Source organism: Nonomuraea composti (genome assembly GCF_012034275.1).
In the GTDB taxonomy this organism is placed as follows: domain Bacteria; phylum Actinomycetota; class Actinomycetes; order Streptosporangiales; family Streptosporangiaceae; genus Nonomuraea; species Nonomuraea composti.
This window is the reverse complement of sequence record NZ_JAATEP010000009.1, coordinates 160,432-182,136: the sequence shown is the minus strand read 5'-3', so window position 1 is coordinate 182,136 and position 21,705 is coordinate 160,432. Positions and strand designations below refer to the sequence as shown.

Annotated in this window: 21 protein-coding genes; 12 read left to right on the top strand and 9 right to left on the bottom strand. The window is 72.6% G+C overall.

Annotation, left to right across the window (positions count from 1 at the left end; genetic code table 11):
- The first annotated feature begins 51 nt into the window (after positions 1-51).
- The 3 genes from HCN51_RS15410 to HCN51_RS15400 all read left to right on the top strand — a co-directional run bounded on the left by HCN51_RS15410 (position 52) and on the right by HCN51_RS15400 (position 3,278).
- Positions 52-705 carry a copper resistance CopC family protein gene (locus HCN51_RS15410; RefSeq protein WP_168010300.1) on the top strand — a complete coding sequence of 218 codons (654 nt, stop codon included), beginning with the start codon at positions 52-54 and terminating at the stop codon, positions 703-705.
- The gene (locus HCN51_RS15405) at positions 702-2,678 is read left to right on the top strand and encodes a bifunctional copper resistance protein CopD/cytochrome c oxidase assembly protein (RefSeq protein WP_168010299.1); all 1,977 of its coding nucleotides are present in this window, start codon (positions 702-704) and stop codon (positions 2,676-2,678) included. Before HCN51_RS15410 ends, HCN51_RS15405 begins: the two co-directional genes overlap by 4 nt.
- A 210-nt stretch (positions 2,679-2,888) precedes the next feature.
- Positions 2,889-3,278: a sensor histidine kinase gene (locus HCN51_RS15400; protein WP_168010298.1), complete on the top strand. Its 390-nt coding sequence runs from the start codon at positions 2,889-2,891 to the stop codon at positions 3,276-3,278.
- Positions 3,279-3,359: 81 nt separating this feature from the next.
- On the opposite strand, the gene map is transcribed toward HCN51_RS15400, so the two are convergent.
- On the bottom strand, positions 3,360-4,208 hold the full coding sequence (gene map, locus HCN51_RS15395) for a type I methionyl aminopeptidase (protein WP_080041283.1): 849 nt from the start codon (positions 4,206-4,208) through the stop codon (positions 3,360-3,362).
- 32 nt (positions 4,209-4,240) lie between these two features.
- Here map and HCN51_RS15390 point away from each other — a divergent pair, with 32 nt between their 5' ends.
- Both HCN51_RS15390 and HCN51_RS15385 read left to right on the top strand, forming a co-directional pair.
- Positions 4,241-4,417, top strand: coding sequence for a hypothetical protein (locus tag HCN51_RS15390; RefSeq protein ID WP_155128185.1), 177 nt, complete (start codon positions 4,241-4,243; stop codon positions 4,415-4,417).
- Between the two features lie 43 nt (positions 4,418-4,460).
- The gene (locus tag HCN51_RS15385) at positions 4,461-5,420 is read left to right on the top strand and encodes a LysR substrate-binding domain-containing protein (protein ID WP_168010297.1); all 960 of its coding nucleotides are present in this window, start codon (positions 4,461-4,463) and stop codon (positions 5,418-5,420) included.
- Between the two features lie 63 nt (positions 5,421-5,483).
- Here the strand turns inward: HCN51_RS15385 and HCN51_RS15380 are convergent, their stop codons facing one another.
- Positions 5,484-6,062, bottom strand: coding sequence for a hypothetical protein (locus tag HCN51_RS15380; protein WP_168010296.1), 579 nt, complete (start codon positions 6,060-6,062; stop codon positions 5,484-5,486).
- Between the two features lie 170 nt (positions 6,063-6,232).
- On the opposite strand from HCN51_RS15380, the gene HCN51_RS15375 reads away from it, so the two are divergent.
- Entirely contained in the window at positions 6,233-7,381 is a 1,149-nt protein-coding gene (locus HCN51_RS15375; RefSeq protein WP_168010295.1) for a lipase family protein, read from the top strand.
- 76 nt (positions 7,382-7,457) lie between these two features.
- The gene (npdG, locus tag HCN51_RS15370) at positions 7,458-8,183 is read left to right on the top strand and encodes an NADPH-dependent F420 reductase (protein WP_428981538.1); all 726 of its coding nucleotides are present in this window, start codon (positions 7,458-7,460) and stop codon (positions 8,181-8,183) included.
- A 288-nt stretch (positions 8,184-8,471) separates the two neighbouring features.
- Here the strand turns inward: npdG and HCN51_RS15365 are convergent, their stop codons facing one another.
- From HCN51_RS15365 to HCN51_RS15340, 6 genes are all read right to left on the bottom strand, one after another.
- Positions 8,472-9,077 carry a response regulator transcription factor gene (locus HCN51_RS15365; protein WP_168010294.1) on the bottom strand — a complete coding sequence of 202 codons (606 nt, stop codon included), beginning with the start codon at positions 9,075-9,077 and terminating at the stop codon, positions 8,472-8,474.
- Positions 9,078-9,117: 40 nt separating this feature from the next.
- Positions 9,118-10,206, bottom strand: coding sequence for a histidine kinase (locus HCN51_RS62260; RefSeq protein WP_168010293.1), 1,089 nt, complete (start codon positions 10,204-10,206; stop codon positions 9,118-9,120).
- An 8-nt stretch (positions 10,207-10,214) separates the two neighbouring features.
- A complete protein-coding gene (locus HCN51_RS15355; protein ID WP_168010292.1) occupies positions 10,215-10,931 on the bottom strand; it encodes an ABC transporter permease in 717 nt (238 codons plus the stop codon).
- 70 nt (positions 10,932-11,001) lie between these two features.
- On the bottom strand, positions 11,002-11,883 hold the full coding sequence (locus tag HCN51_RS15350) for an ABC transporter ATP-binding protein (RefSeq protein WP_168010291.1): 882 nt from the start codon (positions 11,881-11,883) through the stop codon (positions 11,002-11,004).
- 46 nt (positions 11,884-11,929) lie between these two features.
- Positions 11,930-12,619, bottom strand: a complete 690-nt coding sequence (locus HCN51_RS15345; RefSeq protein ID WP_168010290.1) for an alpha/beta hydrolase — start codon at positions 12,617-12,619, stop codon at positions 11,930-11,932.
- Between the two features lie 13 nt (positions 12,620-12,632).
- Positions 12,633-14,054: an aminotransferase-like domain-containing protein gene (locus tag HCN51_RS15340; RefSeq protein ID WP_168010289.1), complete on the bottom strand. Its 1,422-nt coding sequence runs from the start codon at positions 14,052-14,054 to the stop codon at positions 12,633-12,635.
- Between the two features lie 59 nt (positions 14,055-14,113).
- On the opposite strand from HCN51_RS15340, the gene HCN51_RS15335 reads away from it, so the two are divergent.
- Entirely contained in the window at positions 14,114-15,289 is a 1,176-nt protein-coding gene (locus HCN51_RS15335; protein WP_168010288.1) for a trans-sulfuration enzyme family protein, read from the top strand.
- Positions 15,290-15,300: 11 nt separating this feature from the next.
- Positions 15,301-16,275 carry a serine/threonine dehydratase gene (locus tag HCN51_RS15330; RefSeq protein ID WP_168010287.1) on the top strand — a complete coding sequence of 325 codons (975 nt, stop codon included), beginning with the start codon at positions 15,301-15,303 and terminating at the stop codon, positions 16,273-16,275.
- A 78-nt stretch (positions 16,276-16,353) separates the two neighbouring features.
- Here the strand turns inward: HCN51_RS15330 and panB are convergent, their stop codons facing one another.
- Positions 16,354-17,184, bottom strand: coding sequence for a 3-methyl-2-oxobutanoate hydroxymethyltransferase (panB, locus tag HCN51_RS15325; protein ID WP_168010286.1), 831 nt, complete (start codon positions 17,182-17,184; stop codon positions 16,354-16,356).
- Positions 17,185-17,329: 145 nt separating this feature from the next.
- Here panB and HCN51_RS15320 point away from each other — a divergent pair, with 145 nt between their 5' ends.
- The 3 genes from HCN51_RS15320 to HCN51_RS15310 all read left to right on the top strand — a co-directional run bounded on the left by HCN51_RS15320 (position 17,330) and on the right by HCN51_RS15310 (position 21,620).
- Positions 17,330-18,571 (top strand): MFS transporter, encoded by a 1,242-nt coding sequence (locus tag HCN51_RS15320; protein WP_168010285.1) that lies wholly within the window; start codon positions 17,330-17,332, stop codon positions 18,569-18,571.
- Positions 18,572-19,309: 738 nt separating this feature from the next.
- Positions 19,310-20,872 carry an MFS transporter gene (locus HCN51_RS15315; protein WP_168010284.1) on the top strand — a complete coding sequence of 521 codons (1,563 nt, stop codon included), beginning with the start codon at positions 19,310-19,312 and terminating at the stop codon, positions 20,870-20,872.
- 145 nt (positions 20,873-21,017) lie between these two features.
- Positions 21,018-21,620: a TetR/AcrR family transcriptional regulator gene (locus HCN51_RS15310; protein ID WP_080041267.1), complete on the top strand. Its 603-nt coding sequence runs from the start codon at positions 21,018-21,020 to the stop codon at positions 21,618-21,620.
- The last annotated feature ends 85 nt before the right edge of the window (positions 21,621-21,705 follow it).

Genomic DNA, 21,705 nt, shown 5'->3' with positions numbered 1-21,705 from the left:
CGCCCTGCGACGTCCGGACCGGGCGGTGGCGTCGGTAGCCTTGGGGGTGTCATGAAGAGATCCCCGCTCGCGGCCCTCACCGCGACTCTCGCCACCGCCCTGCTCGCGTCCGGGCTGCTGCTCGGCTCCGCCGTGCCCGCCCTGGCGCACGACGCGCTCAAGAGCAGCTCTCCGGCCAAGAACGCCGTGGTCGAGTCCCTCGACGAGGTCGAGCTCGAGTTCAGCGCCAAGGTACGCATGCCGTTCGTGATCGTGCGGGGCGACGGAGAGGCCCAGCACCAGAGCGGCAAGCCCGAGGTCGACGGCGCCGTGGTGCGGCAGGCCGTCAAGGGGCCGCTGCCCGACGGGAAGTACACGATCGCCTACCGGGTCGTGTCCTCCGACGGGCATCCCATCGAGGGGGAGATCCCGTTCCGGGTGAAGGGGGCCGAGACGCCGTCCCCCAGCCCGTCCGCTTCCGCGTCTTCTTCCGCGTCTTCTTCCGCGTCGTCTCCTGCATCGTCTTCCGCGTCGTCGGAGGCGACCCTGGCCGCCAGCGCCCCGGCGCCCTCCGCCGCCGCGCCCTCCGCCGCCGCGCCCGCCGCCACTGAGCAGGCGGCGGCGGAGCAGGGCGGCACGTTCCCCGTGTGGCTGATCATCGTCATCGGCGCGCTCGTCGGCATCGGCATCGGGTTCCTGCTGAGCGCGCGGAAGAAGCAGCCATGAGCCGGGCGGCGCGGCTCGCGCTCGTGACCGCGGCGGCCGCCGTCGCCGCCCTCGTCGCCGGCATGATGGCCGGAGGCAGCGCCTTCCCCAGGATCATCCCCGGGCTGCCCGACAGCGGCGCGGTCGTGCGGTGGGGGCTGCCGCTGTCCAAGCTGCTCATGGACGCCTGCGGCGTCGTCACGGTCGGCCTGCTGCTGATGGCCGCCGCGCTGCTGCCCAACGACAAGGGCGTGCTCGGCAAGAGCGCGCTCGAATACGTCAAGGCCGCCTCGTGGGCGGCCCTGGTGTGGGCCGGGGCCGCGTTCCTGTCCATCGTGTTCGGCGTCGCCGAGTCCATGGGCCGCACGGTGCCGCAGATCCTCGACCGCGCCTTCCTCACCAGCTACGCCACCCAGACCACGCAGGGCGTCGCGCTGACGCTCGTGGTGCTGTTCGGGGTGGCCATCGCGCTGTTCTCGCGCGGCGCCATCACCGCGGGCGCCGCGGCCGGGCTGCTGGTGTTCGCGATGGTGACGCTGCTGCCCGCGCCGCTGACCGGCCACACCTCCTCCTCGCCCAACCACGACCTGGCCACCTCGTCGGTGTCGCTGCACCTGCTCTCGCTGGCCCTGTGGACCGGCGGGCTCGGCGTGCTGGCCCTGCACGCGCTGCGCAAGCAGCCGCAGCTCGACGTCGCCGCGCAGCGGTTCTCCCGGATGGCGCTGTGGTGCTGGGCCGGAGTGGGCCTGTCCGGCCTCTTCGCGCTGGTCGCCCGGCTCGGCGCGATCTCCGACCTGTGGACGTCCGAGTACGGCCTGCTCGCCGTGGCCAAGATCGTGGCGTTCGTGCTGCTCGGCTACATCGGCTACTGGCACCGCCAGCGCACCCTCGCCGAGCTGCGGGCCCGCAAGCCGCGCGCGTTCACCCGGCTGGCCGGCGGCGAGATGGTGCTCATGTTCGCCACCATCGGCGTGGCCGTGGCACTGTCGCGCACCCCGCCGCCCGAGTACAGCATCCCCGCCGACCGGGCCTTCGAGCTGCTCGGCTTCCCCCTGCCGCCCCCGCTCACCCTCGGCAACATCTTCTCGCTGTGGTGGCTCGACCTGTTCTTCGCCGTGGTGGCGGCCGTGCTGGCCGGCCTCTACGGCGCCGGCGTGCTGCGCCTGCGCCGGCGCGGCGATCGCTGGCCGTGGGGCCGCACCGCCTCCTGGTACGCCGGAGTGGCGCTGCTCGTCTTCTGCACGCAGAGCGGCCTGGCCCGCTACGCCAAGGTCATGTTCGACATCCACATGATCGAGCACATGACGCTGTCGATGGTCGTGCCGATCTTCCTCGTCCTCGGCGGGCCCGTCACGCTGGCGCTGCGCGCACTAAAGCCAGCCGCCAAGCGGGGCGACAGGGGGCCGCGCGAGTGGATCACCACGATCCTGCACAGCCGGTTCACCAAGGTCGTCACGCACCCCCTGGTCGCCACCGCCATCTTCATCGCCTCCACGTACGCCCTCTACTTCACGCCGCTGTTCGAGTCGGCGATGAACGAGCACCTCGGGCACATCTGGATGACCCTGCACTTCCTGCTCAGCGGGTGCCTGTTCTTCTGGGTGATCATCGGCGTCGACCCGGGGCCCAACCGGCTCCCGCACGTCGGGCGGCTGCTCATGCTCTTCGTCACCATGCCGTTCCACGCCTTCTTCGGCATCGCGCTGATGATGATGGGCTCCGTGATCGCCTCCGGCTGGTACGAACAGCTCGGCCGCACCTGGGGCGCCACGCTCATCCAGACGCAGCGCGACGGCGGCGCCATCGCGTGGGGCTTCGGCGAGATCCCGACCCTCATCGTCTTGCTGGCCATCGCCGTGCAGTGGTACAAGGACGACGACAGGCAGGCCCGGCGCGCCGACCGCAGGGCCGACCGCACCGGCGCGGGAGACCCGGAGCTCGACTCCTACAACGACTATCTCGCCCGTCTCAACCGTGCCGACAAGGGCGAGTAGCCGATCGGACATGGCCTTCTACCTTCCGACTACATGTCTCTGGACCGGCAGGTAGCCTTTCTTCCAGGGGAGATGGGCATAACCTCGTCAGCTAGCGTTGCGCCGCCTTGAGGGGGGATGCGCACCGCGAGTCAGGGAGCGCCGGAGTGGGGACCGGCGTGGCGCCCGGGTGCCAAGGAAGGCGAGAACCAATTGTCGGAAGAGACACGGATGCGCGGGGGGCAGAGCCTGGCCGAGGCGCTCGAGAGCTATCTGGGCGAATGGTCCGAGCGCACCGGGATCAGGGTCGAGACGTGGGCGCTGCCCGCGACCGACGTGCCGTCCCGCGTGTCGAACGGCGTCATGACCACCATGCGGGAGGCGTTGTCCAACGTCGAGCTGCACAGCAGGGCCCGCACCGTGTCCATCGCGGTGACGGTCGGCAGGAGCGGGCTGCGGATGACCGTCAGCGACAACGGCCAGGGGTTTCCCACGGCGCGGGCCGGGCGGGGCATCGCCAGGATGCGGGCCGCGTTCGCCGAGATGGGCGGCACCCTGTCGGTCAACAGCGTGCACGGCGAGGGCACCACGGTCACGGGAGTGGTGCCGAGGCGGCGCTGAGCGGCGGCCGCCGGCCGCGACGCTGGCCGGCCGTCCGGCCCGGCGCGCAGGCCGGCGGCGCCGCCACGGCGGCCGCGACGGTCAGGGGAGAGTGAGGATCTCGCTGCCCGTCTCGGTGACCACGATCGTGTGCTCGAACTGGGCCGTGCGCTTGCGGTCTTTGGTCACGGCCGTCCACTGGTCGGGCCAGATCTCGTACTCGATCGTGCCCAGAGTCAGCATCGGCTCGATCGTGAACGTCATGCCCGGCACCAGCTCCACCCGGAGCGACGGGTCGTCGTAGTGCGGCACCATGAGCCCGGAGTGGAAGGTCGTGCCGATGCCGTGGCCGGTGAAGTCGCGCACCACGCCGTAGCCGAAACGCTTGGCGTACGCCTCGATGACGCGGCCCACGACATTGAGCTGCCGGCCGGGCGCGACCGCCTTGATGGCGCGCATCATCGCCTCGCGGGTGCGCTCCACCAGCAGCCGCGACTCCTCGTCGACCTCGCCCACCAGGAACGTCGCGTCGGTGTCGCCGTGCACGCCGCCGATGTAGGCGGTGATGTCGACGTTGACGATGTCGCCGTCGCGCAGCACCGTGTCGTCGGGGATGCCGTGGCAGATGACCTCGTTGATCGAGGTGCACAGCGACTTCGGATAGCCCTTGTAGCCGAGCGTGCTGGGGTAGGCGTTGTGGTCGAGGAGGAACTCGTGGCCGATCCTGTCGAGCTCGTCGGTGGTGACGCCCGGCCGGACGTGCTTGCCGACCTCTTCGAGAGCCTGACCGGCGATCCTGCCCGCCACCCGCATCCGCTCGATCATCTCGGGGGTCTTCACGTCGGACTCGCCGGTCTTGGGGCGCTTCTTGCCGACGTACTCCGGCCGCTCGATGTGGGCGGGGACCTTTCGCATGGGCGAAACTCGCCCGGGCTGGAGCAGTGTCGTCATGAAACACGAGTCTACGGGGCAGAATTGACCTCGTGAGCGAAGGCCAGTGGTGGTTCTGTCTCAAGCACATGCGGGTCGAGCCCGACGAGGGCTGCCCCAACAAGGACCGGATGGGTCCGTACGCGTCCGAGCAGGAGGCGGCCGGGGCGCTGCAGCGCGCCGCCGACCGCAACAAGGCGTGGGACGAGGCGGACCAGGACGAAGACTGACCGCGGCGCCGAAGTAAGTTGAGCCGCAAGTAAGCTGAGCCGCGTGGAGATCGACCCTCGGCGGCTGCGCATCCTGTACGAGGTCGCCCGCCGTGGCGGCGTCATGCGGGCCGCCGAGGCGCTGCACCTGACCTCCTCCGCCGTCTCCCAGCAGCTCGCCCAGCTCGAACGCGAGGTCGGGCTGCCCCTCATCGACCGCTCCCAGCGCAGCGTCTCGCTCACCCCGGCGGGCCGGGTGCTGGCCGGCTATGCCGAGCGGGTGGAGGAGGAGCTGGTCGAGGCGAAGCGGGAGCTGACCCGGTTCACCGAGCGGCTGGCGGGGCCGGTGCGCATCGCCGCCTTCGCCACCGTGATCAAGCACATCCTGGTGCCCGCCCTGCGGGAGCTGGCCGTCCGCCACCCCAAGATCACGCCGGTGATCCACGAGATCTACGGGCCGCCCGCGCTGCAGGAGTTACGTCTCGGCGCCGTCGACGTGCTCATCACCGAGCAGGACATGGCCCTGCCCGCCCTGCCGCCGCCGTCGCTGAGCACGCGGCTGCTGTACGTGGACGAGTACCGCATCGTGGTGCCGCCGGGCTGGGCGCAGCCGCCGGTCACGGTCGACGACCTGATGCGGTGCCCGTGGGTGGCCAGCATGCCGCCGCACGCGTGCGGGCAGGCGCTGGAGCGGCTGGCGGGGCTGCACGGGTTCGAGCCGCGCAAGGTGCATCTCGTCAACGAGTTCGAGCCGGCGCTGGCGCTGGTCGCGGCCGGGCACGGGGTGGCGATCGTGCCGACGCTCGCCCTGCTGGACGTGCCGGAGGGCGAGGTGCTGGTGAGCGACATCCGCGAGGTGGGGGCGCGCAGGATGGACGTGGTCACGCGGGCCGGCCGCGGCCGCTCGGGGGAGCCGGACCCGGTGCAGGCCGTGGTGATCGGTGTCATCGAGGAGGCGACGGCGGCCCTGGAGGCGTCGCTGCGCGGCCGGCTCGGCCAGGGAGAGCCGCCCGCCGGCTCCTGAGCCGGCGGGCCCTTGACCTGGTAGGTGAGCGAGTGCGTCGGCCTCTGACCTGGGGGTCTGGAGTCAGTCGGCGATCTGGGGGCCGCTGACCTTGTCGAGGAGGCGGGCCAGGCGGTCGCGCAGGCGCGGGCGCTGCTCCAACTCGCCCGCCGCCGCGCTCACCAGGTGCTGCGCCCCGTCGAACGTGATGAGCCCGTCGCGCGGCACCGCGATCGCGTCGTGCGCCAGCCCGGCCAGCTCCCTGTCGCCGCCCTCGATCGCGAGGATGGTCGCCCCGGTGCGGCGGGCGTCGTCCACCCGCTCCAGCAGCGGCACCGGCGCCCGCTCCTGCGACAGCACGAACAGCGTCTCGCCGCGGGCCGCCCGCTCCAGCCGGTCGAGGCCGACGCTCAGGTGGGCGGGCGCGCCGGGCGGCGGGTCCCAGCGGACCAGCGTGGGCGTGAGCTGGGCCAAGCCGGACAGGCGGGCCTCGTCGGCGAGGTGCGCGGTCAGGTGCCAGGGCTCGTCGTCGGGCGTGCCCACCAGCAGGAGGCCGCCGGGCGAGCGCGTGGCGCGCAGGGCCAGGCCCAGCTCACGCGCGCGCTCCAGCCAGCCGGTCTCGGCCAGGATCTCGCGCAGCAAGGCCACCGATCCGGAATCCATGGTCTCATGGTGCCCCACGGGAGCGGGCGGGGTAACTGGTTCGGGAGTGATGTGTTGACACGAGACGTGTTTCCCGGTCATTTCGGGCCTTGACATGGAGTTACCCTCGGGTAACGATCGGCTCGCGGCGCCGCCGTCCCAGTGGTGATCCTCACGGAGAGGGGCGGCACATGACCTTACGTGTGCGCGTCAGCATGTCCATGATCCTGTTATCGATCATGTCGCTGCTCGTCGCGGGCCCGGCCCGCGCCGCAGCCCCAGGAGACGTCGTCTCCGCCCAGCCCACCACGATCTACCTGCTGCCGGGCAAACTGCTGGAAGTCCCGGTCAACGCCTGGCACGTGCTCTACAACTCCACCTCCGCCACCGGCGGCCTCAACACCGTCTCCGGCACCCTCCTCGTGCCCAAGGCCGGCTACCCCCTCGGCACCCGCCCGATCATCAGCTACGCCTTCGGCACCCACGGGCTCGGCGATCAGTGCGCCCCCTCCGCCGGCCTGGCCCGGGGCGGGGAGGCCGAGCTGGCGCTGGTCAGCCTGTTCCTGCTCAAGGGGTACGCGGTCGCCATGACCGACTACGAAGGGCTCGGCACGCCCGGGCCGCACACGTACATGGCGGGGATCTCGCAAGGGCACGCCGTGCTCGACGCGGTCAGGGCCGCCGCGCGCGTGCCCGGCGCCGGGCTGTCCGCCACGGCGCCCGTCGGGATCATGGGCTACTCCCAGGGCGGCGCCTCCGCCGCGTGGGCCGCCCAGCTCCAGCCCTCGTACGCGCCCGAGCTGCGGCTGCGCGGCGTCGCCGCCGGCGGGGTGCCCGCCGACCTGCGCGCCGTCGCCCAGCACCTCGACGGCGGCCCCGACTTCGGCCTCGCCGCCGCGGCCGGGGTCGGGCTCGACGCCGCCTACCCCGAGCTGAATCTCCAGGCCGACCTCAACGATCGCGGCCGCGCCCTGCTCACCGACGCCGCCGACGACTGCGTGGACGAGCTGACGAGCAAGCTGGCCGGGCTCAGCTTCGCCGACCTCAGCCCCATCGACCTGCTCAACCAGCCCAAGTGGCTGGCCCGCCTGGCCGAGAACCGGCTCGGCGCCACCCCGCCGCGCGTCCCCCTGTTCCTCTACCACGCACGCGGCGACCAGATCATCCCGATCGCCGTCGCCTCCACGCTGCGCGGCGAGTACTGCCGGGCGGGGGCGAGAGTGCGCTGGACCTCGCTGCCCGCGCCCGACCACGTCACCGGAGCCGTCGAAGGCGGCCCGCTCGCCATCGAATGGCTGGCCCTGCGCATCCTCGGCCTGCCCGCGACCAGCAACTGCTGACCGTCGTTCATAGACAGCAACTGGCTGCGAATCCCTTCACGGACAGCAACTGGCTGCGACCGTTCACGGACAGCAACTGGCTGCGGCCGTTCACAGACACGGCGGCCCGCCCGGCGCTCTCGCCGGGCGGGCCTGGCATGATCTGGTTATGACAGACGTGAACGGACTTTCCATCGCCATCCTCGGCGGCACCGGTGACCAGGGGAAGGGCCTGGCGCGACGGTTCGCGCTGGCGGGGCTCCAGGTGCTGATCGGCTCGCGCAGCGCCCAGCGGGCCCAGGAGGCGGCCGACTCCATCGGGGCCGGTGCGAGCGGTGACGACAACGCCGCCGTGGCCGCCCGGGCCGACATCGTGATCGTGGCGGTGCCGTACGAAGGGCACAAGGCGTTGCTGGAGTCGCTGAAGGGCGAGCTGGCCGGCAAGATCGTGGTCGACTGCGTCAACCCGCTCGGGTTCGACAAGCAGGGCGCCTACGCGCTGCCGGTCGAGGAGGGCAGCGCCGCCCAGCAGGCCGCCGCCGTCCTGCCAGACAGCCGCGTGGTGGCCGCCTTCCACCACGTGTCGGCCGTGGTGCTGATGGATCCCGCCGTGGACAAGGTGGATCTCGACGTGCTGGTGCTGGGCGACGACCGCGAGGCCACCGACACCGTGCAGAAGCTGGCCGAGGTGATTCCCGGGGTGCGGGGGGTGTATGGCGGGCGGCTGCGCAACGCTCACCAGATCGAGGCGCTGACCGCCAACATCATCTCGGTGAACCGCCGCTACAAGGCCCACGCGGGGCTCCGCATCACCGACATCTGACGACACGTCGGGGGGGCGGCCGTCATGCCCTGACCGCCGCACGCGCGCTCGCCTTCCCGTGTGCTCGCCGCACGGGTACTCGGTGCGCATGCGGTCGCTGGACCTGCGGGCACGGGCGTGTGCGCGTGCGAGGCGCGTGTGCGCTGCCGTGCCTGCGAGGCACGTTGTGAGGGCGTGCCGCTGAGGCGCTTGTGCGGAGGCGTGCGCCTGAGGCCAGGTGTGAGGGCGGCCAGCCTGCGTGCGGGCAGGGCGTGTGTGCGCGGGTGGGCCGTCGCCGGTTGGCGGGCGTCACAGCCAGCCGGCGTCCTCGGCGATCCGGATGGCGTCGATCTTGTTGCGGGCGCCCGTCTTCGTGATCGCCCCCGTGAGGTAGTTGCGGACGGTGCCGGGGGAGAGGTGGAGGCGGGCGGCGATCTCCTCGGCCGAGGCGCCCCTCGCCGCCTCCTTGAGGACGGTCGACTCCCGGGGTGTCAGGGGGCTCTCGCCGTACTCCATGGCCGAGGAGACCAGCTCGGCGTCCAGCACGCGCAGCCCGGCGGTGGTGCGCCTGATCGCGTCCGCCAGCCGGTCGCCGGGGGCGTCCTTGACCAGGAACGCCTCGATGCCCGCCGCCAGCGCCCTGCGCACCTGCCCCGGCTGGCCCATCGCCGTGAGCACCAGGATCCGGCAGGACGGCAGGCGCTCCCGGAGCGTGGCGGCGGCGGTGATGCCGTCCATGACCGGCAGGTCGATGTCGACGACCGCGATGTCGGGCCGCACCCGCAGCGCCTCGGGGACGATCTCGTCGCCGCGGGTGACCTCCGCCACCACCTCGATGTCGGGCTCCAGGCGGAGCAGGGCGGTGAGGGCGGCGCGGATCATGTGCATGTCCTCGGCCAGCAGCACCCTGATCAAGCCCGCACCTCCGGACGCCCCGCACCTTCGCATGCACGCATCACGCCGCGACCTCCACCGCGAGGAGGAAGCCGCCCTCGCCGGTCGGGGTGGTGGTGCAGGAGCCGCCCGCCTGGGCGGTCCGCTCGGCCAGCCCCGTGAGGCCCCCGTTGGCCGCTCCCGGGGTGGCGGGCGCGCCGTCGTTGGCGACCTCCAGCCGCACCCTGCCGCCCTGCAGCGAGGTGGTGATCGTGCAGGTGGTGGCCCTGCTGTGGCGCAGCACGTTGGTGACGCCCTCGCGTACGGCCCAGGCCAGCGCCGCCTCGGAGCGTTCCGGCAGCGTCACGTCGGCCAGGTGCGCCTGCGCGCTCACCCCCGACGACTCCAGCAGCGCCACGGCCCGGTCCACCTCGCCCGCCAGCGACATCTCCCGGTACCCCCGGGCGACCTGCCGGACGTCCTGGGCCGCCTCCCTGGCCACCTGCGTCAGCTCGCCGACCTCGTGGCGGGCGGCGGCGGGGTCGCGGTCGATGAGCCGGCCGGCCAGGTCGCCCTTGAGCGCGATCGCGGTGAGGCTGCGGCCGAGGCCGTCGTGCAGGTCGCGGGAGATGCGCAGCCGTTCCTTGAGCACCGCGGCCTCCGCCAGCTCGGCCCTGGCCTGCTCCAGCTCGGCCGTCACCCGCACGAACCGGACCAGCGCGTAAATCATCGCGCCCGTCGTGGCGATCGTCGCGACGTAGAAGAACGTGACGTGCGCCCCCGCCAGGCCCCACCACAGGCGCGTGCCCTCGCTCAGCATCATGAGGCCGACCAGCGGGCCGCCCCAGCGCAGCGGCAGGAGCACCAGCAGCGAGCCGGCGAGCATCGGTGCCGTCAGGGCCGACATGCCGCCGGGCAGCAGGAAGTCGGGCAGGTAGGTGGCCATGGCCTGCAGCGCCAGTGTCGCGGGGAAGAGGGGCGGCCGCGTGCCGCGCAGGCCGGCCCGCATGTTGACGTAGTGGGTGGCGACCACGGCCGTCATGGACAGGGCGGCGGTCACGCCGTAGAAGGCGCCTTGCAGGAAGTAGACGAGCGTGATCGCCGTGTACGCGCACGAGACGGCCGTGATGAGCAGGCTGGCCAGCCTGCGGGCGGCGGAGGAGGAGACCACGGTCACGATTATGACCTGCGGGGTTCCCAGCGGAACCAGCGCAGTGCGACCAGCCCTGCGAGGGTCCAGCCGGCCAGGGTCAGGAAGGGCACGACCAGTTCCCCGGTCCTGACCGCGTCCACCACGGCAGTGGTGGGCAGCAGGTCGAGGACGGGGCGCAGCCAGGAGGGCACCGGGATCGGGCCCATGGCGCCCGCCGCCACCGCGGCGACCAGGAAGACCGGCATGGTGTACGCGGCGGCCAGCTCGGAGCGCGGGATCGCGGCCGTGTACGCGGCCCCGAGCAGCGACATCACCGCGGAGCCCGCGATCGTGACGGCGGCGAAGGCCAGGGGGTTCGCGGGCAGGGGGACGCCGGCGGCGAAGCGCACCGCGACCGTGCACACCACGATGAGCGCCACGGTCTGCGTGGCCGTGCTGGCGATCTGGCCCAGCAGGAGCTGGCCGTCCGTCAGGCGGGTCGAGCGCAGCCGCTTCAGGACGAGCTGGTCGCGGCGGGCGGTCAGGGCCACGGTGATGTTCATGAACGCGGTGATCGCCAGCAGGATCGAGAGCGAGGCGTGCGCGACCGCGGCGGCGTTGGCGACGCCTCCGGTGGCCACGTGGCGCATCAGCGTGGGCAGGCCCACGGCCAGGCCGACCGGCGTGATCACGGAGGCGAACAGCATGGACTTGTCGCGCCAGAACAGGCGGGTGCCGAGACGGTAGGTGGCGGTCAGGCTCATCGGGCGTACCTCTCCAGGGACGGGTCCAGTGACGGGCGCGGGGAGGGGGTCAACGTCTTCGACAACCGGCTCATCGGGCGCTCAGCTCCAGGAACAGGTCTTCGAGGGTGGCGGTGCGGACCTCCAGGCCCGCCAGGCGCAGCCCGCGCTCGGCCGCCCACGTCAGCAGCGTCTGCGCGGCCAGGTCGGGGTCCTCGGCGCGGCATACGGCCAGCCCCTGCTCGACGGTGACCGGCAGCGGCAGGGCGCCGGGATCCACGTGCGCGGGCAGCCGGAAGGCCACCCGCCCGCTGCGGGCGGCTAGGGTCTCGGCCATGCCGCCGGAGGCGACGATGCGCCCCTCGTCCATGATCGCCATGGAGGCGGCCAGGCGCTGCGCCTCCTCCAGGTAGTGCGTGGTGAGCAGGATCGTGGTGCCCTGTTCGGCCAGGTCGCGGATGACGTCCCAGGTGGCGGCGCGCGCCTCGGGGTCCATGCCGGTGCTCGGCTCGTCGAGGAACAGCAGGTCGGGGCGGCCCAGCAGGGCCAGCGCCAGGTCGAGCCTGCGCTTCTCGCCGCCGGAGAGCTGCCGCACCTTGGTGCCGGCCCTGGCGCGCAGGCCGGCCAGGTCGAGCGCCTCGTCGCGGGGGCGGGGCGCGGAGGTGAAGTCGCGCCAGGTGTCGACGGTCTGCGCGACCGTCAGGTCGGGGAAGAACCCGGCCTCCTGCAGCATGATGCCGGTGCGCCGGCGCACGGCGGCGCGGTCGGCGTGCGGGTCGAGGCCGAGCACCCGCACCGTGCCGCCGTCGGCCCGCTGGAAGCCCGCCAGCACCTCGATCGTGGTGGTCTTGCCCGCGCCGTTCCTGCCGAGCAGCGCGAAGATCTCCCCTTCCGCCACCTCGAACGAGACGTCCTTCACCGCCTCGAACCCCTGGTGGCTCTTGCGCAGCCCGCGCACTTCGATAGCTGTCATGCGCTCCACTGTCGCCGGGCGGGCTCGCCGGGCGACAGTGAAGAATTCACGACTTCCCGGACAGCTTGAGCAGCGCGTCGGTGACGGCCTCGGGGTCGACGATCTGGTGCAGGTGCATGCCGGCCACCCGGGTCACCGGCCAGCCCCTGCGGGCGGCCTCCTCGGCGACCGTCTCGTACGGCGGCCCGTACCAGAGGCAGGAGCACCTGACGGAGTCCCAGCCGGAGGGGACGGGGATCGGCTGCGTGTAGTAGTCGAGCGGCAGCCGCGGCTGCTCGGCGGCCACGCGGATGCGGACGGCGGGGTCGGGCAGCATGGCCACCACGTCCTCTTCGTCCCACCAGTCGGTCCAGCGCGGCAGCACGCCGTCGGGGCCCGCGAGGTCGCGCAGGAACGGCAGGAACGCCTCCTCCGCGGTCTTGACCAGCCCTTCGACGGGCGGGATGTGCGCGTCGGCGAACACGCACGCGACCACCCGCCCGTCGAGCCCCTCCTTGATCACCGGCAGGAAGAACCCGGCGTTGCTGTGCACGACCAGCACGAGGGGACCGCCGGCGGGGACGGCGGCCCGCACCGCCGCCACCACGCGCGGCCAGTAGGGCGCTCCTCCGGCCGAGACGCCGGTCAGGTCGGGCACCACGGCGGCATGCCCGCGGCGCTCCAGCGACTCGGCCACCGCGCCCCACGTCGAGGGCCCGACGGAGGGGCTGTGCACGAGTACGAACGTCGTCTGCATGCGTCCCACCCTGTCAGACGACGAGGGGGTGCCGGGAGACCGCGCGGCCGGCTCCGTCGTAGGAGGCCCAGGCCAGGGCCAGGTTGTTCACCGCTCGCGAAAGCTCCTCCTCGGGGAAGAGGAAGTGCAGGCGCATGTGGTCGGCGTAGGCGCCCAGCGGGTCGAAGGAGCGGCCGGGCGGGATGGCCACGCCGTGCCGGAGCGCCACCTGGGCGAAGGAGTCGACGTCGCCGTGCGGGATGCGTACCCAGAGGGTCTGGCCGCCGCGGGCGGGCTCGAACGTCCAGGACGGCAGCCGGGAGCGCAGCTCGGCGCACAGGTGGTCGTGGCGGGCGCGAGACGTGGCGAGCTGCGCGGCGCGGACCTCGTCGAGGCGGCGCAGCAGCGCGGCGGCGGCGAGCTGGCTGACCACCTCGCCGCCCAGGTCGTGCACGGCCCGGAGCCTGGCCAGCCGCGAGACCAGCGGCGGGGCGGCGCGGATCCAGCCCACCCGCAGCCCGCCCCAGACGAGCTTGCTCAGCGAGCCGACCGTGATGATCTGCTCGCCCCGGTGGAAGGCCGCCAGCGGCGTCGGCGTCTCGCCGGAGAAGCACAGCTCGGCGCGGACCTCGTCGTCGATGAGCGGCACGTCGTGCTCGGCGGCCAGCGTGGCCAGGCGCCTGCGGGACGGGTTGTCCATGATCGCGCCGTCCGGGTTGCGCACCGACGGGACGAAGTAGGCCAGCGCCGGGCGCACGCGCACGTCCTCGATGCTCGCCGCGGGCCGCACGACCGCCGCCGCGTGCCGGAACGCCTCCAGCGCGCCCGGATACGTCGGCGTCTCCGTCAGCACCGTGTCGCCCGGCGTCACCAGCAGCGCCGTGAGCAGGGTGAGCGCCTGCTGGGCGCCCGTCGTCACGACGATCTCGTCCGGAGTGGTGGGCAGGCCGCGGCCCGTGTAGTACGCGGCCAGCGCCGCCCGCAGCTCCGGGTTGCCGGCCGGCTGGTAACCCATCTCGTGCAGCCCCCGCAGGCGCCCGGCGGCCTCCGCGTACGCCTCGCACAGCGCGGGCGGCGGGTCGTGCGGGGCCGCGCACGTCAGGAGCTGCACGTTGTCCGGCGGGTGCAGGATGTGCAGCAGCAGCGGGTTCGCCGCCACGCCGTCGGTGGTGCGGGTCGCGGGCAGGTCGAGCGCCGCCACCCGCGTGCCGCTGCCCTGGCGGCGCACCAGCCGGCCCTCCTGCTGCAAGAGGTCGTACGCGGCCACCACCGTGCCCCGCCCCACCGCCAGCCGCCTGGCCAGCACCCGGTCGGGCGGCAGCGGCTCGTCCGGCGCCAGCACGCCGTCGTCGATCAGCGCCCGCAGGCGGGCGGCGAGCAGCAGGTACAGCGGCCCGCGCCCCGACGCCCAACGCCCGAGCAGATCGACGAGGTCATCCAGATTGGCCCCATTCATGGACCAATTCTGCCGCATTGGCTCTGATATCGGCTCTCCTGGCCAGGAATGCTGGAACCATGAGCGAACTCCGCCCAGAGACGAGGGCCGTGCACGTCCCCCAGCCGCCCATCGAGGGCAGCCGTCCCATCAGCGTGCCGATCTACCAGACCTCCGGCTTCACCTTCGACGACCCCGCCGTGATGGCCGAGTCGATGGGGCGCCCCGACGGGGCGTACGTGTACGGGCGCTACAGCAACCCGACCGTGCGCTCCCTGGAGCTGGCCGTCGCCGGGCTGGAGGGCGGCGCGCACGGCATCGCCACCGGCTCCGGCATGGGCGCCATCAACGTCGTGCTGTTCGGCCTGCTCAAGCCCGGCGACCACCTCGTGGCCCAGCGCTCCCTGTACGGGGGCACCGCCGCCATGATCAACGAGCTGGTCGCCCGGTTCGGCATCACCGTCACGTACGTGCCCGAGAACGACCCCGCCGCCCTGCGCGCCGCCGTCCGCCCCGAGACCCGGCTCGTCTACCTGGAGACCATCAGCAACCCGATGACCCTGGTCGCCGACCTGCCCGCCATGTGCGAGGCCGCCCGCGACCTCGGGATCCTGTCCGTGGTCGACAACACCTTCGCCACGCCCCTGCTGTGCCGCCCCATCGAGCACGGGGCCGACATCGTCGTCCACTCCACCACCAAGTACCTGTCCGGGCACACCGACGTGGTGGGCGGCATCGTCGTCCTGTCCGGCCGCGAGCTCTACGACGAGCTGTGGCACTTCGCCATCGAGCTGGGAGCCTCGCCCGACCCGTTCGCGAGCTGGCTCACGCTGCGCGGCATGCAGACGCTGGCGCTGCGCATGCGACGCCACTGCGACAACGCCCACCACCTCGCCACCCGGCTGGCCGAGCACCCCGCCGTCACCGCCGTGCACTGGCCCGGCCTGGCCACGCACCCCTCGCACGAGCTGGCCGGCAAGCTGCTGCCCGGCGGGTTCGGCGGCGTGTTCTCCTTCGACCTGGCCGGCGGGCGGGCCGCGGGGGAGAAGTTCATGCGCTCCGTACGCGTGGCGCTGCTCGCCCCCTCCCTCGGCGGCGTCGAGACGCTCGTCCTGCACCCCGCCTCCACCTCCCACCGCTCCCTCACCCCCGAGGAGCTGCGGCGCAGCGGCATCGGCGAGGGCACCGTCCGCGTCGCCGCCGGCATCGAGCACCCCGACGACCTGTGGGCCGACCTGTCCCAGGCCCTGGCATAGCCTTGACGACCGTGACGACCGTTACTCATGAGCACGTGCTCGCCGCCGCACGGCGGATCGCCGGGCACGTGCTCCGCACACCCGTGATCCAGATCTCGCCCGGGCTCTGGCTGAAGCTGGAGCTGCTGCAGCACGCCGGGTCCTTCAAGGTACGCGGGGCGTTCAACCGCATCCTGTCCGCCGGCCGGCTGCCCGACAGCGGCGTGATCGCCGCCAGCGGCGGTAACCACGGGCTTGCCGTGGCGTACGCGGCGCGGGCGCTGGGGGTGCGGGCCGAGATCTACGTGCCAGAAGTGACCAGCCCCGTCAAGGTGGACGGGCTGCGGGCGCTGGGAGCGCACATCGTCCAGACCGGCGCCATCTACTCCGAGGCCGCCGACGCCGCCGCCAAACGCGCCGCCGAGACCGGGGCGCTCAGCGTGCATGCCTATGACCAGGCCGAGGTGGTGGCGGGGCAGGGGACCACCGGGTTGGAGCTGGTGGAGCAGGTGGGCGCGGCCTCGACCGGGGCGCCGGACCCGGCGCAGGGCCCCGCCCTCGACACGGTGCTGGTCGCCGTCGGCGGGGGCGGCTTCGCGGCCGGCATCACCCTCGGCACCGCCACCCCTGGTAGTGGCTCCGGTCCCAAGATCGTGGCCGTCGAGCCCGAGCGGATCCCGACCCTCAACGCGGCGCTCCAGGCGGGCGAGCCGGTGCAGGTCGAGGTCGGCGGCGTGGGGGCCGACGCGCTCGGCGCCAGCAAGATCGGCGGGCTGGCGTTCGAGGTGCTGTCCGGGCCGCGCGTCGAGAGCGTCCTCGTGACGGACGAGGCGATCGTCTCGGCGCGGCGTACCCTCTGGGAGCGGCACCGGCTGGCGGCCGAGCACGCGGGCGCCGCAGCGTACGCGGCGCTGCTGTCCGGCGCCTACCGGCCCGAGCCGGGCGAACGGGTCGCGGTGGTGGTGTGCGGCTCCAACACCGACCCCGCGACGCTCACCACGTCCTGACCCCGCCACACGCGCGGGCCCCGACACACGCGCGGACGCCCGCTCACGGCGAGCGGGCGTCCTGGCAAGCGGGGTGGCTCAGGTGTAGGTGTGCTCGGGTGCGGGGAACTGGCCGGACATCACGTCGTCGGCGAAGGCCCGTACGGCGCGGTCCATCTCGCCGGCGAGGTCGGAGTACCGCTTGACGAACCGGGCCGGCCGGGGCGTCAGCCCCATGAGGTCCTGCCACACCAGGACCTGCGCGTCCGTCGCCGCCCCCGCCCCGATCCCGATGGTCGGGATCGCCAGCGACGTCGTCACCCGCTGCGCCAGCTCGGCCGGCACGCACTCCAGCACCACGGAGAACGCCCCGGCCCGTTCGAGGTCCTTGGCGTCGGACATGAGCTCGTCGCCCGACTGGCCCCGCCCCTGTACGCGGTAGCCGCCCATGACGTTGACCGACTGCGGGGTCAGCCCGAGGTGCGCCATGACCGGGATCCCGGCCGAGACCAGCGCCTCCACCTGCGGCAGGACCCGCCGCCCGCCTTCCAGCTTGACCGCGTGCGCCCCGGCCTCCTTCATGAACCGCGCCGCCGACTCCAGCGCCTGCTGCGGCGAGCCCTGGTACGACCCGAACGGCAGGTCCGCCACCACCATGGCCCGCGACGAGCCGCGCACGACGGCGGCCGTGAGCGGCAGGAGGTCGTCGACCGTGACGGGAAGCGTGGAGTCGTAGCCGTAGACGACCATGGCCGCCGAGTCGCCCACGAGCAGGACCGGGATGCCCGCCGAGTCGAACACCCGCGCCGTCATCGCGTCGTAGGCGGTGACCATGGGCCACCGCTCTCCGCGCTCCTTGGCGGCGGCGAGGTCGCGGACGGTGACGCGCCGCCCGGACGCGCCGCCGTACAGCGTGGTCGAAGAGGACATAGTGATCACCCTCCAGAACGTCTCGAGGCGCCCCAGTGGCGTCCCCGGACTCACTCCGATGATGTCACGCGCTGTCATCCACGAAAACCAGTGGCAAAACTGTCGGTGCCTCTTGCCAGAATCGACGTCGGAGGTAACGAACACCATGGCTCTCGACCCTTACCGGCGCCTGCTCAAAATTCCCGGCGTCCCCACGCTGCTCCTGGTGGGGCTGCTGGCCCGCGTGCCCGCCACGGCCGTGGGCATGGCGCTGACCCTGCACGTGGCCGAGGTGATGGGGCTCGACTACGGCCCGGCCGGGCTGATCTCGATGGCCAGCACGATCGGCATGGCCATCGGCTCGCCGTTGTCGGGCCGGTTCGTCGACAAGCACGGCCTGCGGCCGGTGCTCGCCGTCACCACCGTGGCCCAGGCGGCGTTCTGGGCGACCGCGTGGGCGCTGCCGTTCCCCGTCCTGCTCGTGGCGGCGGCGGTGGCGGGGCTGCTCGCGCTGCCGGTGTTCAGCGTGACGCGGCAGTGCCTGGCGGCCATGGTGCCGGTCGAGCAGCGGCGCAGCGGGTTCGCACTCGACTCGATGCTGGTCGAGCTGTCCTACATGGCGGGGCCGGCGCTCGCGGTGGCGGGCATCACGACATTCGGCAGCGGCGTGACGCTGACGGCCATCGGCGTCGGCCTGACGGCGGCGGGGCTGGGCCTGATCGTGCTCAACCCGCCCGTGCGCTCGGCCGCCGAGCTGGAGGCGGAGTCGGTCAAGGTGCCGAGGCGGCAGTGGCTCACGCCCGCGTTCGTCGCGCTGCTCGGCACGGCCGCGGCCGCCACGTTCGTGCTCACCGCGACCGAGCTGTCCCTGGTCGCCACCATGAACAAGGCGGACCAGACCGTGTGGGTCGGGCTCGCGGTCGCGATCTGGTGCGTGTTCTCGCTCGTCGGCGGCTTCGTGTACGGCGGGCTGTCGCGCGGCTTCTCCCCTCTGGCCCTGATCGCGGCCATGGGTGCGCTGACCATCCCTGTCGCGTTCGTCGGGGGCGGCTGGCACTGGCTGGTGCTGGCGCTCCTGCCCGCCGGTCTGCTGTGCGCGCCGGCGCTGTCGTCCACGGTCGACGTCCTCAGCCGGTGGGTGCCCAGCGCGGCCCGCGGCGAGGCGATGGGCTTCCACGGCACCGCCCTGCTGATCGGCGGCGCGGCCTCGGCCCCCATCGCGGGCGCCGTCATCGACGGTGCGGGGCCGCAGTGGGCGTTCGTCCTGGCGGGGCTGGTCGGCGTGGCCATGGTCCTGACCGCCCTCCCCTTCTGGCGCCGCCGCCCCGCCACGTCGGGGGTGATGTCCTTGGAGGAGGAGGCGGCCGAGCTCGTGGAGGTGGAGAAGGCGGGTTCGTCGCGGGAGTGAGCCCGGCGCCGTCCCGTGCGTGAGCCCGGTCGGCGGGCTGCTCCGGGGGTGAGCGGGGGCTGCTCCCGGGGCACTGCGCCCGCCCGCGTCCCACCCGGCTGACCACCGTGACCCGCGCTGGCCCCACCACACGCCGCCTCGTCGCCGCGTCGCCAGGAGCGCGGGCGGGGGTCGTGCCGGGGCGTGGTCGCAGCGGGGTGGGGCTGCGAGGTGCCCGGCCGGGACACGTTTGCCGGACACGTGCCTGTGCCGGGCGTCGTGCGGCACGGCGTGCGGATGGCGAGTCGCCTGGTCGAGGCACGCCTGCCGGCACGTGCCTGCGCCCGGAGGTGCGGGGAGAGCGGCCTGCGCACGCGCGTCGGCGTCGTGCGCGTGGCGAGGTACCTACCGAGGCGCGCATGCCGTGCGGCGGTGCGCATGCCGGGAGGCCGGTGCTTGACGGTCGCCGTGCCGTGCGGCGGCGGTGTGGTGCCTGCGTCGGGTGGTTCTCATGCGCGGCCCCTAGCCCGGGGCGGCCGGCAGGTGTGAGCGGGAGCCCGCATGAGCCGGGACGGCATGTTCGCGGCCGGAGGCGGCGGAGGGCGGGTGAGCTGCGGGAAGGGCCGCTCGGGCGGGGGTTCAGGTGGGTGGGGGTGGGAGTTTACCCAAGGTTTACGAAACGGGACCGTTGCGTATCGGAATAGCTTGCGATACGGTGACGTTGCGAAACTCAGACGTATCGAAATTAAGGACCTTCACATGGACCCGAACACCGGACACCCACGCCGCTGGGGCATCCTCGGCGTGCTCGTGTTCAGCCTGCTGGCCGTGGTGCTCGACAACACGATCCTGAACGTGGCGATGAAGACCATCGCCGATGAGACGGTCGGATTGGGCGCCACCCAGAGCGAGCTGGAATGGGCGATCAACTCCTACACGCTCGTGTTCGCCGGCCTGTTGTTCACGTTCGGCGTGATCGGCGACCGAACAGGTCGCAAGCGCATGTTGTTCATCGGCATGTTGCTGTTCGGCCTGGCCTCGCTGGCCAGTGCCTACTCGCAGGATCCGATGCAGCTGATCCTGGCCAGGGCGGCGATGGGCATCGGTGGTGCGGCCATCATGCCGGCCACGCTGGCGATCATCTCGAACGTGTTCCCGCCGGCCGAGCGGGGCAAGGCCATCGGCGTGTGGGCCGGTGGCGTGGGGCTCGCGGTGGCCGTCGGGCCGATCACGGGCGGCCTGCTGATCGAGCACTTCTGGTGGGGCTCGGTCTTCCTGATCAACGTGCCGATCGTGGTGATCAGCATGATCCTGATCGCGGCCGTGGTGCCCGAGTCGCGCGACCCGAAGCCGTCCAAGCTCGACCCGGTCGGCGTGGTGCTGTCCATCATCGGTCTGGTGGCCCTCGTGTACGGCATCATCCGCGGCGGCGAGGTGGGCACCGTGGCGAGCGCCGAGGTGCTGGTGCCGACGCTGATCGGCGTGGCGGTGCTGGGCGTGTTCGTGTGGTGGGAGCGGCGCATCGACCACCCGGTGTTCGACGTGCGCAGCTTCAGCAACGTCCGCTTCAGCTCGGCCATCGGCATGATGGGCATCGTGTTCTTCGCGATGATGGGCGGGATGTTCTTCCTCACGTTCTACCTGCAGATCGTGCTGGGGTTCACGCCGATCCAGGCGGGCGCGCTGATGATCCCGTTCGCCGCCGCGCAGCTGATCTTCGCGCCGCTCAGCCAGCGGGTGAACGAGCGGTTCGGCGCCAAGCTGTCGGCCACCGTCAGCATGATCGTGGTCACCCTGGCCCTGGGCAGCTACGCCCTCATGGACCAGAACACCTCGATCGTGCTCATCGAGGTCATCTTCTTCGTGCAGGGCGCCGCGATGGCCAACATCATGCCGCCCGCGACCACGGCCATCATGGAGTCGCTGCCCCGGGAGAAGGCGGGTGTCGGCTCGGCCATGAGCAACACCGTCCGCCAGGTGTCGGGCGCGCTCGGCGTGGCCGTGCTCGGCTCGGTGCTGTCGTCCAGCTACCGGGGCGAGATGGAGCCCGCGCTGACGGCCCTGCCGGAGGGTGTGCGGCACGCCGCCGGTGAGTCGATCATGGCGACCATGGGGGTCGTGCAGGAGCTCGGCGCCAAGGGGCAGGAGCTGATCCAGCCGGCGTTCACCGCGTTCGTCGACGGCATGCACGTCACGGCGATGGTGTCGGCGGTGATCGGGCTGCTCGGCATCGGGGTGGTGGCCCTGTGGATGCCCGGCAAGCCGCGCTTCGCCAAGCACGCGGAGCAGAAGGAGCCGGTGCTGACGTCGTCCCGCGGATGACGGGCGGCCCGGCCGATGAAGCGATCAGCGGGCGGCGGTGCGTACCTGCCGGGTCGCCCTGAACGATCGGCGGGTGGCGGCGCGTACGTGCCTCGCCGCCCTGAAGACCGGCGTGCCAGCGCCGGCGAGGTATGGTGAGGCCGCGATGACGATCCAGGAATCCGGGACTGCCCGCCCAGCGGGCCGTCCGCGCAGCGAGAAGGCCGAGAAGGCGATCATCGACGCGACCCTCGATCTGATCGGCGAGGGCATGGGCGTGTCCGAGCTGACGATCGAGGCGATCGCGTCGCGGGCTGGCGTCGGCAAGACCACGATCTACCGCCGCTGGTCCAACAAGGAAGACCTGGTCGTCGACGCGTTGTCCACGCTGAAGGCGCCGCTGCCCCCGCTGTCCGGCACGTCCGTGCGTGACGACCTGATCGCGCTGGTCGACGCGATGCGCAGGGAGCACGGCCAGGCCCGCAGCCGTTGCGTGATGAACATCGCGATGAGCGAGGCCGACCGCTACCCGCAGCTCTTCGAGCGTTTCCTGAAGCGGGCGGTGGAGCCGCGCAGGGAGGCGATGCGCGTGGTGATCGAGCGCGGCATCGCCACCGGCGAGCTGCGCGCCGACCTCGACGTGGACATGGGCATGGCGCTGATCTCCGGCACCATGCTGTGGCACGCCAAGTGGGGGCCGGCCGGCGACCTGTCGCTCGACCTGGCCGAGCGGGTCGTGGACGCGGCCCTGGCCGGCATGGCCCCCTGAGCCCGTCCGCCAGGCATGGAGAAGAAATGTAGGCGGGGTGGCTAGCATCCCGGAATGCCCCACGGAGTTGCACGGATGGCCGACT

Bases quoted from the DNA above. Each gene is read 5' to 3' on its own strand.
- HCN51_RS15410 (WP_168010300.1), top strand. From the start codon at position 52: ATGAAGAGATCCCCGCTCGCGGCCCTCACCGCGACTCTCGCCACCGCC.
- HCN51_RS15405 (WP_168010299.1), top strand. From the start codon at position 702: ATGAGCCGGGCGGCGCGGCTCGCGCTCGTGACCGCGGCGGCCGCCGTC.
- HCN51_RS15400 (WP_168010298.1), top strand. From the start codon at position 2,889: ATGCGCGGGGGGCAGAGCCTGGCCGAGGCGCTCGAGAGCTATCTGGGC.
- map (WP_080041283.1), bottom strand. From the start codon at position 4,208: ATGACGACACTGCTCCAGCCCGGGCGAGTTTCGCCCATGCGAAAGGTC.
- HCN51_RS15380 (WP_168010296.1), bottom strand. From the start codon at position 6,062: ATGGATTCCGGATCGGTGGCCTTGCTGCGCGAGATCCTGGCCGAGACC.
- HCN51_RS15375 (WP_168010295.1), top strand. From the start codon at position 6,233: ATGACCTTACGTGTGCGCGTCAGCATGTCCATGATCCTGTTATCGATC.
- HCN51_RS15355 (WP_168010292.1), bottom strand. From the start codon at position 10,931: ATGAGCCTGACCGCCACCTACCGTCTCGGCACCCGCCTGTTCTGGCGC.
- HCN51_RS15350 (WP_168010291.1), bottom strand. From the start codon at position 11,883: ATGACAGCTATCGAAGTGCGCGGGCTGCGCAAGAGCCACCAGGGGTTC.
- HCN51_RS15345 (WP_168010290.1), bottom strand. From the start codon at position 12,619: ATGCAGACGACGTTCGTACTCGTGCACAGCCCCTCCGTCGGGCCCTCG.
- HCN51_RS15340 (WP_168010289.1), bottom strand. From the start codon at position 14,054: ATGAATGGGGCCAATCTGGATGACCTCGTCGATCTGCTCGGGCGTTGG.
- HCN51_RS15335 (WP_168010288.1), top strand. From the start codon at position 14,114: ATGAGCGAACTCCGCCCAGAGACGAGGGCCGTGCACGTCCCCCAGCCG.
- panB (WP_168010286.1), bottom strand. From the start codon at position 17,184: ATGTCCTCTTCGACCACGCTGTACGGCGGCGCGTCCGGGCGGCGCGTC.
- HCN51_RS15320 (WP_168010285.1), top strand. From the start codon at position 17,330: ATGGCTCTCGACCCTTACCGGCGCCTGCTCAAAATTCCCGGCGTCCCC.
- HCN51_RS15315 (WP_168010284.1), top strand. From the start codon at position 19,310: ATGGACCCGAACACCGGACACCCACGCCGCTGGGGCATCCTCGGCGTG.
- HCN51_RS15310 (WP_080041267.1), top strand. From the start codon at position 21,018: ATGACGATCCAGGAATCCGGGACTGCCCGCCCAGCGGGCCGTCCGCGC.